Annotated in this window: 14 protein-coding genes and 2 tRNA genes; 12 read left to right on the top strand and 4 right to left on the bottom strand. The window is 66.6% G+C overall.

What is annotated here, in order from left to right; genetic code table 11:
- Positions 1-9 precede the first annotated feature (9 nt).
- From AC1RUS_RS07880 to AC1RUS_RS07860, 5 genes are all read left to right on the top strand, one after another.
- Complete coding sequence (locus tag AC1RUS_RS07880; RefSeq protein ID WP_492914746.1) at positions 10-1,470, top strand: NAD(P)H-hydrate dehydratase; 1,461 nt, start codon at positions 10-12, stop codon at positions 1,468-1,470.
- A gap of 51 nt (positions 1,471-1,521) precedes the next feature.
- Positions 1,522-1,606, top strand: a tRNA-Leu gene (locus tag AC1RUS_RS07875).
- Between the two features lie 191 nt (positions 1,607-1,797).
- Positions 1,798-3,156 carry a trigger factor gene (gene tig, locus AC1RUS_RS07870; RefSeq protein WP_492914744.1) on the top strand — a complete coding sequence of 453 codons (1,359 nt, stop codon included), beginning with the start codon at positions 1,798-1,800 and terminating at the stop codon, positions 3,154-3,156.
- 173 nt (positions 3,157-3,329) lie between these two features.
- Positions 3,330-3,956, top strand: a complete 627-nt coding sequence (locus tag AC1RUS_RS07865) for an ATP-dependent Clp protease proteolytic subunit (RefSeq protein ID WP_492914742.1) — start codon at positions 3,330-3,332, stop codon at positions 3,954-3,956.
- A gap of 202 nt (positions 3,957-4,158) precedes the next feature.
- Positions 4,159-4,659, top strand: coding sequence for a Spy/CpxP family protein refolding chaperone (locus tag AC1RUS_RS07860; RefSeq protein ID WP_492914740.1), 501 nt, complete (start codon positions 4,159-4,161; stop codon positions 4,657-4,659).
- On the opposite strand, the gene AC1RUS_RS07855 is transcribed toward AC1RUS_RS07860, so the two are convergent.
- Positions 4,656-5,327, bottom strand: a complete 672-nt coding sequence (locus AC1RUS_RS07855; RefSeq protein ID WP_492914738.1) for an HAD-IB family hydrolase — start codon at positions 5,325-5,327, stop codon at positions 4,656-4,658. The genes AC1RUS_RS07860 and AC1RUS_RS07855 overlap by 4 nt on opposite strands.
- Before the next feature lie 346 nt (positions 5,328-5,673).
- Here AC1RUS_RS07855 and clpX point away from each other — a divergent pair, with 346 nt between their 5' ends.
- The 4 genes from clpX (at position 5,674) to AC1RUS_RS07835 (ending at position 10,342) form a co-directional block, all read left to right on the top strand.
- Complete coding sequence (gene clpX, locus AC1RUS_RS07850) at positions 5,674-6,936, top strand: ATP-dependent Clp protease ATP-binding subunit ClpX (RefSeq protein ID WP_492914736.1); 1,263 nt, start codon at positions 5,674-5,676, stop codon at positions 6,934-6,936.
- A 394-nt stretch (positions 6,937-7,330) separates the two neighbouring features.
- Positions 7,331-9,730 carry an endopeptidase La gene (lon, locus tag AC1RUS_RS07845; RefSeq protein WP_492914734.1) on the top strand — a complete coding sequence of 800 codons (2,400 nt, stop codon included), beginning with the start codon at positions 7,331-7,333 and terminating at the stop codon, positions 9,728-9,730.
- Between the two features lie 150 nt (positions 9,731-9,880).
- Positions 9,881-10,159, top strand: coding sequence for an HU family DNA-binding protein (locus AC1RUS_RS07840; protein WP_492914732.1), 279 nt, complete (start codon positions 9,881-9,883; stop codon positions 10,157-10,159).
- A 108-nt stretch (positions 10,160-10,267) separates the two neighbouring features.
- Positions 10,268-10,342: transfer RNA gene (locus tag AC1RUS_RS07835), tRNA-Val, on the top strand.
- A gap of 3 nt (positions 10,343-10,345) precedes the next feature.
- Here AC1RUS_RS07835 and AC1RUS_RS07830 read toward each other — a convergent pair.
- Both AC1RUS_RS07830 and AC1RUS_RS07825 read right to left on the bottom strand, forming a co-directional pair.
- Entirely contained in the window at positions 10,346-10,810 is a 465-nt protein-coding gene (locus AC1RUS_RS07830; protein ID WP_492914730.1) for a low affinity iron permease family protein, read from the bottom strand.
- Between the two features lie 59 nt (positions 10,811-10,869).
- Entirely contained in the window at positions 10,870-12,135 is a 1,266-nt protein-coding gene (locus AC1RUS_RS07825) for a glycosyltransferase (protein ID WP_492914728.1), read from the bottom strand.
- Positions 12,136-12,236: 101 nt separating this feature from the next.
- Here AC1RUS_RS07825 and AC1RUS_RS07820 point away from each other — a divergent pair, with 101 nt between their 5' ends.
- From AC1RUS_RS07820 to AC1RUS_RS07810, 3 genes are all read left to right on the top strand, one after another.
- Positions 12,237-13,127: an SPFH domain-containing protein gene (locus tag AC1RUS_RS07820; RefSeq protein ID WP_492914726.1), complete on the top strand. Its 891-nt coding sequence runs from the start codon at positions 12,237-12,239 to the stop codon at positions 13,125-13,127.
- Positions 13,128-13,181: 54 nt separating this feature from the next.
- Positions 13,182-13,340, top strand: a complete 159-nt coding sequence (locus AC1RUS_RS07815) for a type II toxin-antitoxin system antitoxin (protein WP_492914724.1) — start codon at positions 13,182-13,184, stop codon at positions 13,338-13,340.
- A gap of 89 nt (positions 13,341-13,429) precedes the next feature.
- Positions 13,430-14,623, top strand: coding sequence for a glycosyltransferase family 4 protein (locus tag AC1RUS_RS07810; protein ID WP_492915292.1), 1,194 nt, complete (start codon positions 13,430-13,432; stop codon positions 14,621-14,623).
- Here the strand turns inward: AC1RUS_RS07810 and AC1RUS_RS07805 are convergent.
- The gene (locus AC1RUS_RS07805; protein ID WP_492914722.1) at positions 14,620-15,630 is read right to left on the bottom strand and encodes an LLM class flavin-dependent oxidoreductase; all 1,011 of its coding nucleotides are present in this window, start codon (positions 15,628-15,630) and stop codon (positions 14,620-14,622) included. The genes AC1RUS_RS07810 and AC1RUS_RS07805 overlap by 4 nt on opposite strands.
- Positions 15,631-15,736 lie beyond the last annotated feature (106 nt).

The following is a 15,736-nucleotide window of genomic DNA, read 5'->3' as shown; positions in this document are numbered from 1 at the left end:
GGAGGCGTCGTGCCCGGCGAGATCATGACCGTGGCGGAGATGTCCGCCGCCGACGCCGCCGCCGTAGCGCGCGGCGTTCCGATCTCGACCTTGATGGAGCGCGCGGGCGCGGCTGTGGCCGACGCCGTGCGAGCCCGATACTCGCGCCGTCCAGTCATCATCTGGTGCGGACCGGGCGACAATGGCGGCGACGGCTATGTCGCGGCCCGCCATCTGCGCCGGCGAGGCTGGTCCGTGCGCGTCGAAGCCTCGGCGCCGCCGCGAACCGAGGCGGCCAAGGCCGCCGCCGGGCGGTGGCGCGGCGAGGTCGGCGCGTTGTCGTCCGAACCGACGCGCGCTGGTCTCTATATAGACGCGTTGGTCGGCGCGGGCCTGTCGCGGCCGCTCGAGGGCGAGGCGGCCAAGCTCGCCCAGGCGGTCCGCCATCTGGACACGCCGATCGTGGCGATCGACACGCCCAGCGGCGTTTCCGGCGACACGGGCCAGGCCGTCGGCTGCGCCGCGCTGCGCGCCGACCTCACCGTCACCTTTCATCGGCGCAAGCCGGCCCACGTCCTGGTCGAGGGACGTCAGGCCTGCGGCGAGGTCGTGGTGGCCGACATCGGCCTCGCGGCGGCGTTGGAAGGCTGGACCCTGCATGAGAACACCCCCGACCTCTGGGAAAGCCGGCTTCCGTGGCCCGCCCTCGACGCGCACAAGCATCGAAGAGGTCGCCTGAAGGTGGTCAGCGGTGATGCGTCGAGCACCGGCGCGGCGCGGCTGGCCGCGCGCGGCGGCCTGCGGATCGGCGCGGGCGTGGTCACCGTCCTGTCGCCGCCGGGCGCGATGGCGGTGAACGCGGCGAATCTGGAAGCGGTCATGCTGTCGGCATTCGACGGCGAGGGGACGTTGCAGACCGCGGGCGAAGGCGCCGACGCCGTGGTCATCGGTCCCGCGGCGGGCGTCGGCGACGTGACGGCGCGCAATTTCTTCGCCCTGGCCCGCACCGGCGCGGCCCTGGTAGTCGACGCCGACGCTCTGACCAGCTTCCGCCATGACCCGGACGGCCTGTTCTCGGCGCTCGATCGCGACGACGTGCTGACTCCCCACCCCGGCGAGTTCGAACGCATCTTCCCGGGATTGCTGGCCGCGTCGCCGGAGCGCATCACGGCCGCCCGCGAGGCGGCGCGACGCGCGGGCGCGGTCGTGCTGCTGAAAGGCCCCGACACCGTGGTCGCCGCGCCCGACGGCCGCGCGGCCGTGTCGCTGAACGGATCGCCGTGGCTGGCCACAGCAGGGTCGGGCGACGTGCTGGCCGGCTTCATCGGCGGCCTGATCGCCCAGGGCATGGAGAGCTTCGAGGCCGCTTGCGCGGGCGCGTGGATTCACGCCGAGTGCGGCGCGGCCCATGGTCCGGGCCTGATCTCCGAGGATTTGCCCGGTCTGGCGCCGGCTGTGCTGGCGAGGCTCTTCGCCCGAAAGCCCCGCTGAAAATCCGCCGGACTTGCGCCCGCGAAGCGAAGTCCGTAAGCCCTCCCGCACGCGGATGTGGCGAAACTGGTAGACGCACCAGATTTAGGTTCTGGCGCCGAGAGGCGTGGAGGTTCGAGTCCTCTCATCCGCACCAAATCCAGTGAAGCTTTCCGTCCGTCGCAGGACGGGCGCGACTTTTGACTTCAGCGCTCTTGGATGGTCGCGCACGTCGTGACATAAGGGCGCTCTTTTCGCCGCCCCGGCCTCGCGGGCGGCGTCGATGTTTTTGACCCCAGGGCGGACCCCCGGCGCGTTGCGCCGCAGGTCCGAGATATAACAATGTCGATGCAGATCGTTGAAAAGTCGGGCGAAGGCCTCAGCCGCGTTTATGGAGTGACCGTGCCGGCCGCCGAGCTGGCCACGCGTCTCGATGCGCGGATCGCCGAAGTCGCGCCGCAGATGAACGTCAAGGGCTTCCGCCCCGGCAAGGTGCCCGCCGCCCACGTTCGCCGTCTGTACGGCAAGGCCCTGATGGGCGAAGTCGTCGAGCAGGCGCTCAACGAAACCACCCAGAAGGTGCTGGACGACAACAAGCTGCGCCCGGCCGGTCAGCCCGACCTGAAGCCGTCCTCGGACATGGAAAAGGTCATCGCTGGCGGTGAAGACCTGGCGTTCGAACTGGCCGTCGAGGTCATGCCCGACTTCGAGCCGATCGACCCCACCAGCATCTCGCTGACCAAGCCGGTCTACAAGGTCTCGGAAGCCGAGGTCGACGAGGCCCTGGCCGAGCTGGCCAAGCAGGCCCGCACCTACGAGCCCCGCAAGGGCAAGAGCCTGAAGGCCAAGGACGGCGACCAACTGCTGATCGATTTCGTCGGCACCGTGGACGGCGTCGAGTTCGCCGGCGGCAAGGCCGAAGGCGCCGAGCTGGTCCTGGGTTCGGGCCAGTTCATCCCGGGGTTCGAAGAGCAACTGATCGGCGCCAAGCCGGACGACGCGATCACCGTGAAGGTCACCTTCCCGGAAGACTATCAGGCCAAGGACCTGGCCGGTAAGGCCGCCGAGTTCGCCACCACCGTCAAGGAAGTGCGCGCCCCGGTCGACGCCGAAGCCGACGACGAGCTGGCCAAGCGCCTGGGCCTGTCGGACCTGGCCGCCCTGAAGGAGCTGCTGAAGTCCAACCTGTCGGGCCGCTACGACAACTCCTCGCGCTTCAAGCTGAAGCGCGCCCTGCTGGACGTGCTGGACGCCAGCCACGACTTCCCGCTGCCGCCGCGCATGGTGGAAGCCGAGTTCGCCGGCATCTGGCAACAGGTCCAGGCCGACAAGACCCAGGGCGGCCTGCCGCCGGAAGACGCCGACAAGACCGAAGACCAGCTGAAGGACGAGTACAAGAAGATCGCCGAGCGCCGCGTGCGCCTGGGTCTGGTGCTCGCCGAGATCGGCCGCAAGAACGACGTGGCCGTCACCGACCAGGAACTGACCGACGCCATCATGCGCGAAGCTCGCCAGTACGGCGCGCAAGCCCAGCAGGTGTTCGACATGTACCGTCAGCGCAGCGACCTGCAGGCCGCCCTGCGCGCCCCGATCTACGAGGACAAGGTCGTCGACCTGATCTTCGGCAAGGCCAAGATCGACGAGAAGGAAGTCTCCAAGGACGAGCTCCTGGAAGAAGACGACCTGCCGGAAGGCTACGGCGGCTAAGGCTTCCGTCCATCGGACAGAACCAGGCGCGGCTCGAAAGGGCCGCGCCTTTTTCTTTGCCCCAAGCGTGTCTCCGGCTCCTTGCAACCTGTTAAGCGCCACGCGATATGCGTTAGCGACGCCGCGCGAGGTCTGATTCGCGCGGCCCTAAAACGCGAAAAAGGGCGAACCCTATGTATGATCCGATGGCGACGGCGATGAACCTCGTGCCGATGGTGGTCGAACAGACCAGCCGCGGCGAGCGTGCGTTCGACATTTTCTCGCGCCTGCTGAAGGAGCGGATCATCTTCCTGACCGGACCCGTCGAAGACGGCATGGCCAGCCTGATCTGCGCTCAACTGCTCTTCCTGGAGTCCGAGAACCCCAAGAAGGAAATCGCCATGTACATCAACTCGCCGGGCGGCGTGGTGACGGCTGGCCTCGCGATCTACGACACCATGCAATACATCAAGAGCCCGGTCTCGACGGTGTGCATGGGCATGGCCGCCTCGATGGGCAGCCTGCTGCTGTGCGCCGGCGCCGCCGGCCAGCGCATCAGCCTGCCGAACTCGCGCATCATGGTGCACCAGCCCTCGGGCGGCTTCCGTGGTCAGGCCTCGGATATCGAGCGCCACGCCGAGGACATCATCAAGACCAAGCGCCGCCTGAACGAAATCTACGTGAAGCATTGCGGCCGCACCTATGAAGAGGTCGAGCGCACGCTGGACCGCGACCACTTCATGAGCGCCGAGGAAGCCAAGGCCTGGGGTCTGATCGACCACATCAACGAAAGCCGCGACGGTCCCGACATCGCCGAATAGTCGGTCTGACGTCGAACGATCCAGCCGCCGCTCCGCAAGGGGCGGCGGCTTTTTCGTGGGCGAAAGGCGTCGCCGCAATCGGAGCGGACGCGTATCTGACCGATACGTTGGGGCCGGCCGCGCAACAAAGCGGTCCTAGATCGGTCGCCATGGTGGGGCATCGGTGTCCGTAAGACGGGGGCGTCTTTCGAGGAGAACCACCATGTCGATTTCCCGCTCCGGCGCCCTGGCCGCCTTCGCCGTCGCCGCCTGTTTGTCGACCGCCGCCCAGGCCCAGGACGCCGTCGAGAGCCCGACGCAGTTCGTCGGCTCGGTTCGCCTGACCGTCAGCCCGGTTCAGGCCCAGAGGATCATTTCCGAGCGCCTGCTGCGCGACGGGGTCGCCGCCGGGTTCCAGACCCTGCGCCAGACCCTGCAGCTGACGCCCGCTCAGGACGAACGCTGGCGCGACTTTATCCTGGCGACTAACGCTAGCGCCACCGCCGTCGATCCCACGACCTTGGTCGACGATGAGGACTCACCGGTGAAGCTGGCGCGGGTGAACCTGGATCTTCAGCGCGAACAGCTGGCGCGTGAAGCCCGCAGGATCCGGGCGATGGAACGGCTCTATAAGTCGCTCAACAGCAGCCAGAAGGCGGCCTTCGACGCCGGCGTCGCGATGATCGGCAGCCTGGCGGTCGCCTCAGCCGGTTCTAGCGACTAGGCCGGCTTGCCGCGGAAGACGCGGTAGCCGCGCTCGTCGGCGATGGCCAGCATCTCGGTGTCGCCCGAGGTGTCGCCATAGGCGGCCGTGAGTCGGACCTCCTCGCCGAAAACCTCCTTCAGGCGGATGACCTTTTCCTTGGCCCGGCAGTTGGGGCCGTTCAGCGCCCCCACGACCTTGTCGTTGAGGTCAAAGGCCAGGCGGGTGCCGATCAGCAGGTCGGCGCCCAGCCCGCGCGCGAACGGCGCGACGGTGATGTCGGGCGAGGCGGTGACGATCACCAGCTTGGCCCCCTTGGCCCGCCAGCGCCGCCAGACGGCGAGGGCGTCCGGACGGAAGAGGGAAGGGGCGTGCAGCTCGGCGAAGGTGCGCGCGTCGGCCTCCAGTTTCTCCTGGCTGACGCCCTTGAGGAATTCCCGCACGGCGGCCGCCTTCAGCTTGCCGCGATTGCGGTTGAAGACATAGCCGATCAGCGCCGGCGTCAGGCGGATGACCCCCGAGGTCCAGCGTCGCGGGCCGGCGCGCCACTTCAAAAAGGCGTTGAAGCTGTCGCGCACGGTCAGGGTGCCGTCGAAGTCGAAGGCCACGAGCGCCGGCGCGTCCATCAGGTCGCCGGTCATCGGCATCGAGGCCGTCAGGCCCTTGGCCATCAGTGAGCGCTTCGCCATCTTTCTCCGCACGCCCCTGGCGCGCCCTGTTGCGTGACCGCGTGTTCGACCACGATTCCCGCGCCGCTTCTAAGGCCTTCCGCCAATGGGGAAGGGACCGAGAAGAACGGCGGTTGCGTCATCGGCCCAGAACCCCATTTTAGAGGGGAAAACCATGACACCGCACAACGCATTCACGAACCAAACGCTTGAAAAAGCCTCCAAGGCTTGTGAACCGCGTCCGGATCGGGGAATGTCAAGGATTAGACAACTCCCGGCATGTAAGCTGTCCGTTCGGTGGCGGCGAGTGAGCCAGGAGCGGGCGTTCACGGCAGTAGCCGTCGCCGCCATAGCGTGAGAAGCGACCATGACGAAAGCCGCGAGCGGCGATACCAAGAGCACTCTGTACTGTTCTTTCTGCGGAAAGAGCCAACATGAGGTGCGCAAGCTCATCGCGGGACCGACGGTGTTCATTTGCGATGAATGCGTCGAGCTCTGCATGGATATCATCCGCGAAGAGCACAAGATCGCCTTCGTGAAGTCTAAAGACGGCGTGCCGACGCCGCGCGAAATCTGCGAAGTTCTGGACGATTACGTAATCGGCCAAGGCCACGCCAAGAAGGTTCTCGCCGTCGCGGTGCACAATCACTACAAGCGCCTGAACCACGCGTCGAAGAACAACGACGTCGAACTGGCCAAATCCAACATCCTGCTGGTCGGTCCGACCGGCACCGGCAAGACGCTTCTGGCCCAGACCCTGGCCCGAATCATCGACGTGCCGTTCACGATGGCGGACGCCACGACCCTGACCGAAGCCGGCTATGTCGGCGAAGACGTCGAAAATATCGTGCTGAAGCTTCTTCAGGCCGCCGACTACAACGTCGAGCGCGCCCAGCGCGGCATCGTCTACATCGACGAAATCGACAAGATCAGCCGCAAGTCCGACAACCCGTCGATCACCCGCGACGTGTCGGGCGAAGGCGTGCAGCAGGCCCTGCTGAAGATCATGGAAGGCACCGTCGCCTCCGTGCCGCCGCAAGGCGGGCGCAAGCATCCCCAGCAGGAGTTCCTGCAGGTCGACACGACGAACATCCTGTTCATCTGCGGCGGCGCCTTCGCCGGCCTCGAGAAGATCATCTCGGCGCGCGGCCAGGGCAAGTCGATCGGCTTCGGCGCCAAGGTGGCGGATCCGGAAGAGCGTCGCACGGGCGAGATCCTGCGCAACGTCGAGCCGGATGATCTGCAGCGCTTCGGCCTGATCCCGGAATTCATCGGCCGTCTGCCGGTGGTCGCGACCCTGGAGGACCTCGACGAGGTCGCCCTGGTCAAGATTCTGACCGAGCCGAAGAACGCCTTCGTCAAGCAGTACCAGCGCCTGTTCGAGATGGAGAACATCGGCCTGACCTTCACCGACGACGCCCTGCACGGCGTCGCCACGAAGGCCATCGCCCGCAAGACCGGCGCGCGCGGCCTGCGTTCGATCATGGAAGGCATCCTGCTGGAGACCATGTTCGAGCTGCCCAACTACGAGGGCGTCGAAGAAGTGGTGGTCAATGCCGAGGTCGTCGAAGGCCGGGCCCAGCCGCTTCTGATCTACGCGGAAAAGAAGGGCGGCGCGGCTTCGGCCTGATCGCCTCCTACTGATTGAATCAGGCGCGTTTCCCTCGGGAGGCGCGCCTTTTTCATGTCTGGTCGACGACTTTTTGCGGCTTCTCGTCGCGATGGTGCGCCGGCGCCACAGAGCCGGCGGGCCGGGTCGCATCGTTGTGGGGCTTGGCTTTGCAACGAAATTGCGTGGACCAGGCGTTTAAGGGCATATCCCCTTCAGCTTGACCGCCTACGCGCGACCTGTCGCCGCTATGAGGCGACTCTTCTTGAACGCTGTTGCGAAACGTCCACATAAATAGGGACCATTCCGTCCAGTCCCGGGCGGACGGGCCGATCGACCCAGGCGCATCGTCTGGCGTGACGGCGGCCCGCATGGCCGAGCGCGGGTTCCACGCCGGCCGGGAGTAAAGAGCACTATGTCCGAACTTCGTACGCTTCCAGTCTTGCCGCTGCGGGATATCGTGGTGTTCCCGCACATGGTCGTGCCGCTCTTCGTCGGACGCGACAAATCGGTGCGCGCCCTCGAAGAGGTGATGCGCGGCGACAAGCAGATCCTGCTGGTGACCCAGAAAAACTCGGCGGATGATGATCCGGCGCCGGGCGACATCTACGATGTCGGCGTTCTGGCCACCGTTCTCCAGCTGCTGAAACTGCCGGACGGCACCGTCAAGGTGCTGGTCGAGGGCAAGGGCCGCGCCGCCGTCGTGCGCTTCACCGAGCAGGAGGCCTACTACGAGGCCCAGATCGGCGAAGTGAACGAGGACGAGGGCGTCGGTCCCGAGGCCGAGGCGCTGTCGCGCGCCGTGGTCGAGCAGTTCGAGAACTACGTCAAACTCAACAAGAAGGTGCCGCCCGAGGCCCTGGCGTCGATCCCGCAGATCGCCGAGCCCGGCAAGCTGGCCGACAGCATCGCCGCGCACCTGTCGGTGAAGATCGGCGACAAGCAGCACCTGCTGGAAATCTTCGACATCGTCAAACGCCTGGAGAAGGTCTTCGCCCTGATGGAAGGCGAGATCAGCGTCCTGCAGGTCGAGAAGAAGATCCGCTCGCGCGTGAAGCGCCAGATGGAGAAGACCCAGCGCGAATATTATCTGAACGAGCAGATGAAGGCGATCCAGCGCGAGCTGGGCGATCCCGACGACCAGCGGGACGAACTCATCGATCTCGAAAAGCGCATCAAGCGGACCAAGCTGTCCAAGGAAGCGCGCACCAAGGCCGAGGGCGAGCTGAAGAAGCTGCGCAACATGAGCCCGATGTCGGCCGAGAGCACCGTGGTCCGCAACTATCTGGACTGGATGCTGTCGATCCCGTGGGGCAAGGCCAAGACCAAGAAGATCGACCTCAACGAAGCCGAGGACATCCTCGACGCCGACCACTACGGTCTGGAGAAGGTCAAGGAACGGATCCTCGAGTACCTGGCCGTCCAGGCCCGGACCAACTCGCTGAAGGGCCCGATCCTGTGCCTCGTCGGTCCTCCCGGCGTCGGCAAGACCTCACTGGGCAAGTCGCTGGCCAAGGCGACCGGCCGAGAGTTCGTGCGCATGAGCCTCGGCGGCGTGCGCGACGAGGCCGAGATCCGCGGTCACCGTCGCACTTACATCGGCTCGATGCCCGGCAAGGTCATCCAGTCGATGAAGAAGGCCAAGACCACCAACGCCTTCGTTCTGCTGGACGAGATCGACAAGATGGGTAGCGACTACCGCGGCGATCCCGCCTCGGCGCTGCTGGAAGTGCTCGATCCGTCGCAGAACTCGACCTTCGGCGACCACTATCTGGAGGTCGACTACGACCTGTCGCAGGTGATGTTCGTCACGACGGCCAACAGCCTGAACATGCCCCAGCCGCTGCTGGACCGCATGGAGATCATCCGCATCGCCGGTTACACCGAAGATGAGAAGCTGGAGATCGCCAAGCGCCACGTGCTGCCCAAGCTGATCAAGGACCACGGCCTGAAGGACAGCGAGTTCGTGGTGCCCGAGAAGGCGATCCGCGACCTGATCCGCTACTACACCCGGGAAGCCGGCGTGCGGTCCCTGGAGCGGGAACTGGGCGCCCTGGCGCGCAAGACCGTCCGCGATCTGGCGCGTGAGAAGATCAGCTCGATCACCATCGATGACGAGCGTCTGGCCAAGTACGCCGGCGTCAAGAAGTACCGCTACGGCGAGACCGACGAAGTCGACCAGGTCGGCATCGTCACCGGTCTGGCCTGGACGGAGTTCGGCGGCGACATCCTGACCATCGAAGCCGTGAAGATGCCGGGCAAGGGTCGCATGACCGTGACCGGCAACCTCAAGGACGTGATGAAGGAGTCGATCTCGGCGGCGCAGTCCTACGTCCGCTCGCGGGCGCTGCACTTCGGCGTCAAGCCGCCGGTGTTCGAGAAGACCGACGTGCACATCCACGTGCCCGACGGCGCCACGCCCAAGGACGGCCCCTCGGCCGGCTCCGCCATGGCGCTCGCAATGGTCTCAGTGCTGACCGGGATCCCGATCCGCAAGGACATCGCCATGACCGGCGAGATCACCCTGCGCGGTCGCGTCACGGCCATCGGCGGCCTGAAGGAGAAGCTGCTGGCGGCTCTGCGCTCCGGCGTGAAGACCGTCCTGATCCCTCAGGAGAACGAGAAGGACCTGGTCGATGTCCCGCAGTCCGTTAAGGATGGCCTGGAGATCATTCCGGTTTCCACGATCGACGAGGTGCTCAAGCACGCTCTGACGGGGCCTTTGACGCCGGTGGAGTGGAACGAGGCAGACGAGCCGATTGCTGCGACTGCGAAGGCGGACGAGGGCGACAGTGACGCTATCCTGACCCACTAAACGTAAGTTATTGGCGATAAGTTAAGCGGCGCGGGAGATTCCCGCGCCGCCTTCATTTGACGGGGCATTTTCCGCCGCCATAATCCCGGCCGAGCGAAGTGGCGTCGGGCTTCAACAGAGCGCCGCTGCTTTATTGGCTGGGAGAAAAACATGACCACAAAAGCCGAACTCGTCACGGCGATCGCCGACAAGGCGGGCATTAACAAAAATCAGGCCAAGGACGCCCTCGAAGCTTTCATCGAGTCCGTCACGGAATCGCTGAAATCGGGCAATGACGTTCGCCTTGTCGGCTTTGGCACGTTCAAGGCCGTGGCCCGCGCGGCGGGCACCGCCCGCAACCCGCGCACCGGCGAGACGGTGAACCGCCCGGCCTCGAAGACCGCGCGCTTCCAGGTCGGCGAAGGCCTGAAGACCAGCCTCAACGGCTAAGTGGTTTGAAGATTACGAAAGAGGGCGGGCGCCTGTCGGCGGCTCGCCCTTTTTCTTTTCGCGCTTTGCGCGACGCGCGACGCCCGCTAGAAGGCGCGTCGCACTTTGGGGCGGTTAGCTCAGCGGTAGAGCGTCTCGTTTACACCGAGAGGGTCGGGGGTTCGATCCCCTCACCGCCCACCAAGTTCAGTTCGACGGCTTGGCCTTCGCGGCCGAGCGCTTGGGCGAAGCCGCGGCCTTGGTCGTCGCGGGCTTCTTGCGCTTCTCGCGCTCGTTCATGGCCTTCTCCACCAGGTCCTGGTGTTTCTTGGCCTGGCCCAGACAATGGGCGTGCAGGCGCTCCAGCTCCTTGTCCGTCAGCTTCTCGATGCCGATGAACTGGTTCTCGGCCGTCGAGGCCACGATCAGCTCGTCCAGCTTGGCTTGCAGCGCCGCGCCGTCGCGGTTCTGGGTGTTCTGGATCAGGAACACCATCAGGAAGGTGATGATCGTGGTGCCGGTGTTGATCACCAGCTGCCAGGTTTCCGAGAACTTGAAGATCGGGCCGGAGCAGGCCCAGAGCACCACGGCCGCGACGCACAGCAGAAAGGCGATCGGACTGCCCGTCGCCTTCGCCGTGGCGTTGGCGAACTTGGCGAACAACTTGTCCATGACGAAAGCCCCTGTCGATCCTGGCCTATCGCCAAGCTTGCAGGTCAACGTCGAGGGCTTCAGGGCGTTCCGGGCGAGATCAGGCTTTCGATCTGGGCGGCCGCCGATCGGACCTCGGCGTCATGGCGGATCGCTTGGCCCAGGAGGGCGGCGGCCTGGCGATAGGCCGGATTCTCCAGCAGTTCAGTCACCGCCGCCGCGATCGCGTCGACGCTGGCGTCGGACCCCAGGCGCAGGCCCGCGCCCCGGCCGGTCACCCGCGCGGCGTTGTCGTTCTGGTCACGGCCCAGCGGAAGGCACAGCAGCGGAACGCCCGCCATCAACGGGCGCAGGGTCGAGCCGTGGCCAGCGTGGGTGACGAACACCGCCGTCTGGTCCAGCAGAGCGCCGTGCGGCGCCGATCGAACGACCGTGACGTTGTCCGGCGCGGGGAATTCCTCGGGCGACAGCGTCGGCCCGGTGGTGACGAGGCCGCGCACAGGCAGGCGGCCCAGGGCCTCGATCACTCGCGTCACGACGGCTTCCTGGGCCTGATAGAGGCTCGAGAACGACACCAGGACCAGCGGCGCATCGCCGGCCGGCGCCGCGAACGGCTCGACCCAGGCCGGATCGGCCAGATAGGGGCCGACATAGACGAACGGATCGGGCAGCGGATCAGGCGCGAAGTCGAACGCGCGGCTGGCGCCCAGCAGGATCTTGCCGGCCTTGTCGAGCTGCTCGAAGAGATCGGCCAGGGGCGGCAGGCTGAGGGCTTCGCGCGTGGCGTTCAGGGCTGGCAGGCCGCTCTGGAAGAAACCCCGGCTCATCTGGGTGACCATGGCATGCATGGCCCGCTCCTCGTCCGACCTCGCCTCGGCCATGCCCGCGCCGAACGGCGGGGCTCCGGCCATGGTCGGCAGCGACCAGATGTTGGCGGTGAACAGGGCCAGCGACAGGGCGCGCGCCTCGGCGGCGGCCATCACGCCCAGAAGCAGCTCCTGGCTGATCAAGGCGTCCGGCGTGAAGGCGTCGATGGCGGCGAGGGTGTCCTGAGCGTAGGCCAGGGACGGCCCGGCCATCACTCGGTCGACGAGACGATGGATCACCTCCAGCGGGCTGTCGGCCTCGTGGTCCTTCAGCCGGTCATCCTCGCGGCGTTTGCCGGTCTGGCTGGGCGCCGTGGTCCAGGCGCGGAAGGGCAGGTCCAGCGCGCCGGCGTCGACGTCGTTGCACGCGTCGCTGAGCATCAGGACCTCGTGACCCCGATCCTTGAGGTCGCGCGCGACCAGCAGCAGCGGCTGGACATGGCCGCCGCCTTCCCAGGTGGTGAATAGAAAACGCGCCATGGGATCCCCGCTTGTCGAACGTCCCGCTTACGCGGTCACGCTTCGCCTTGCCAAGAGCGATCAAAGTGATATCACTTTTATATCTCTGAGGAGACTGGACCATGGCTGACGCTCACACCATCAATCGATCTGTCGAACGCATTCGCGGCGGCGCGAGCGGAGGGCTGCCGCTATTGGCGGTTCCGGTCCTGATCGCCTGCGGCGTCTGGTGTTTGACCCAAGCCGAAACCTACGGCCCTGTGGCCGTCATCCCCGGCGTCGTTCTGGTTCTTCTGGGGGCCCTTGTGGCCAGCGGCTTCTATTCGATGCAGCCGAACGAGGCCTATGTGCTGACCTTGTTCGGGTCGTATGTCGGCACCGATCGCACCACCGGCCTGCGCTGGGTCTTGCCGTGGTACGGTCGCAAGAAGATCAGTCTGCGGGTGCGCAACGTCACCAGCGAGATGCTGAAGGTCAACGACAAGCGCGGCAATCCGATCGAGATCGCCGCCAACATCGTCTGGCGCGTGGCCGACTCGGCCCAGGCGATGTTCGACGTCGACGACTATGTGGCCTTCGTGAACATCCAGATCGAGACGGGCCTGCGCGAGGTCGCCTCGCACTACGCCTATGACCACGCGGAGGAGGGCGAGCCCACCTTGCGCGCTCACGCCGAAGAGGTCGGGGCGCGGCTTCAGGCCGACCTGCAGAGCCGCATCGCGGTCGCCGGGGTCGCCATTGACGAGGCGCACCTGATGCATCTGGCCTATGCGCCCGAGATCGCTGGGTCGATGCTGAAGCGCCAGCAGGCCGAGGCGGTGCTGGCCGCGCGCCGCACGATCGTGGCCGGCGCGGTGGATATGGTGGAAAGCGCGTTGGGCCAGTTGAGCGAGCGCGGCGTCGTGACACTGGATGACGAGCGCAAGGCGGCGATGGTCTCCAACCTCCTGGTGGTGCTGTGCGCCGACCGCGAGGCGCAGCCCGTCGTCAACACCGGCACGCTCTACGGCTAGGTCGTGTCCGGAGAAAACAACGAAGGCGGGAAGGGCGGACGGCGCGCGTTTCTGATGCGCGTCCGTCCCGACGTGCTGGCCGCCGTCGAACGGCTGGCCAGCGCCGAGCTTCGCAGCGTCAACGCCCAGGTCGAAATGCTGCTGCGCGAGGCGCTCGCCCGGCGCGGCGCCAGCGTTCGTCCGCCCGAGGGGAGCGGGAGCGAGGAACCCTAGTTGTCGTCAAAGCTTTATCGTTCCAAGGTCCAATGGGGGATCATGGGGGGCGATAGGGAATCGGCGTGAACCAACCGAACGCGGATCAACTGATCGACACCTTCCCCGCGCGTGACGAAGCGCAAGCCTCGGCTCCGGACCAGGTGCGGTTGATCGACACCACCATGCTCTACGCGCCCAGAAGCGGCGGCGTGCGGCGTTATCTCAATTCCAAGCGGACCTGGCTTACGGCCCAGCGGCCTGGCGTGCGGCACACCCTGGTCGTGCCCGGCGCGCGCGACGCCTATGACGGCCGTGGACGGGTGTCGATCTACGCCGCGCCCCTGCCGTTCGGCGACGGCTATCGCTGGCCCGTGGTCAAGCAGGCCTGGATGGAGCGCCTGATTCGTCAGCGCCCGGACATCATTGAGGCCGGCGATCCCTATACCCCCGGACTGGCGGCCTTGCGGGCCGGCGACGCCTTGGGCGTGCCGGTGGTGGGCTTCTGCCATACCGATCTGGGCGCCCTGGCGGCCCTGCATATCGGCGAGTGGGCCGAAAAGCCGGTTCAGCGGCGCTGGGCGGCGATCTATCGCCAGTTCGACCAGGCCGTGGCGCCCAGCCGGTTCATCGCCGGACGGCTGATTGAGGCCGGGGTGTCCAACGCCATTGGCCTGCCGTTGGGCGTGGATGTCGACATCTTCAGCCCGGCGCACGCCGATCCCGTTGGCCTGCGAGCCCGGCTGGGCCTGACCGCGCGGCACAAGATCCTGGTGTTCGCCGGCCGTCCGGCGCGCGAAAAGCGGCTGGACGTTCTGGTCGACGCTGTCGAGCGCCTGGGCGACGACTATGTGCTGCTGCTGATCGGCGCCGGGGCCGGGGCTCCGGCCAGCGACCGCGTCATCAGCATGGATTACCAACGTGACCCCAGGGTCCTGGCGGGCATTCTGGCCAGTTGCGACGCCTTCGTTCACGCAAACGATAACGAGCCGTTCGGTCTGGTGGTGCTTGAGGCCATGGCCTGCGGCCTGCCGGTGATCGGCGTGGCCTCGGGCGGCGTGGCCGAGTCGGTGGATGCAAGCGTCGGCGCCTTGGCGGCGGCGTCGGAAGGCGGCGCGCTGGCCGAGGCCATCGAGTCGACCTTCGCCCGCGACGCCCATCTCGTCGGCCAGGCCGCGCGGCGGCGGGCCGTGGAACGCCACGGCTGGGATTCGGTCTTCGGAACGCTGTGCGACATCTATGGCGGCCTGACCGGCCACCCCGGCTTCAAAAGCCCGGCGACGCCCCTGCGGGCGTCGCACTAGGTCGATCGGAGTTCGTCGCGGATCCCGGCCAGGATTTCGTAGCTGCGGCGGCGGTCCTGGTGATCGTGGATCTGCGAGGCCGCCATCACCTCGTCCGCGCCTGTCAGTTCCAATACCTGACGGATCTTGGTCTTGACCGTCTGCGGCGATCCGATCGCGGAATAACGGAAGGTGTGGTCCAGGCCCGCCAGCTCGCTGGGCGAGGCCATCTGGGTGATGTCGTCCACCGGCGGCGGCAACAGGCCGGGTCGCCCGCGACGCAGGGCCAGGAACTGTTGTTGGGTCGATGACGAGAGACGCCGGGCCTCGGCGTCGGTTTCAGCCGCGCAGACCCCGATGCAGACCATCAGATAGGGCTGCGCCAGGGCAGCCGACGGCTTGAAGTGACGACGATACAGCGTCACCGCATCCATCAACTGGTCGGGCGCGAAGTGGGCGGCGAAGGCGAACGGCAGACCCAGGGCGGCGGCCAGCTGGGCGCTGTAGGTGCTGGACCCCAACAGCCACAGCGGAACGTCCTGGCCTTCACCCGGCACGGCTCGCACGGACTGGTCCGGCGAGGCCGGCTGGAACCAGGTCTGCAGTTCGACGACGTCCTGGGCGAACGAATCAACCGCGCCCATGTAGCGGCGCAGGGCTCGCATCGTGGCCTGATCGGTGCCCGGCGCGCGGCCCAGACCCAGATCGATGCGACCCGGATGCAGGGCGGCGAGGGTGCCGAACGCCTCGGCGACCATCAGCGGTGCGTGATTTGGCAGCATGATTCCGCCCGACCCCACCCGAATCGTCGAGGTGCCGGCGGCCACATGACCGATCACCACGGCCGTTGCGGCGCTGGCGATTCCCGACATGTTGTGATGCTCGGCCAGCCAGTAGCGGTGAAAGCCGAGGCTTTCCGCGAGTCGGGCCAGATCCAGGCTGTTGCGAAGCGCGTCGCTGACGGTGGAGCCCATCGGGACGGGGGCCAAGTCGAGGACGGAGAACACGGGTGCGGACGCTTTGGACATCGACGCTACATCGTGTCGCGCTGGCGCATCCGCAACAGCCCTTGATGCGGCTGGCGCAGGATATCGAGAGGAAGGCTTGTATTCTGGGGGAAAGCGCCGGACGGTG

This window comes from Caulobacter sp. GW821-FHT10F06 (assembly GCF_058809215.1).
The sequence above is the reverse complement of the archived record's forward strand: the minus strand, read 5'-3'. Positions and strand labels throughout refer to the sequence as shown.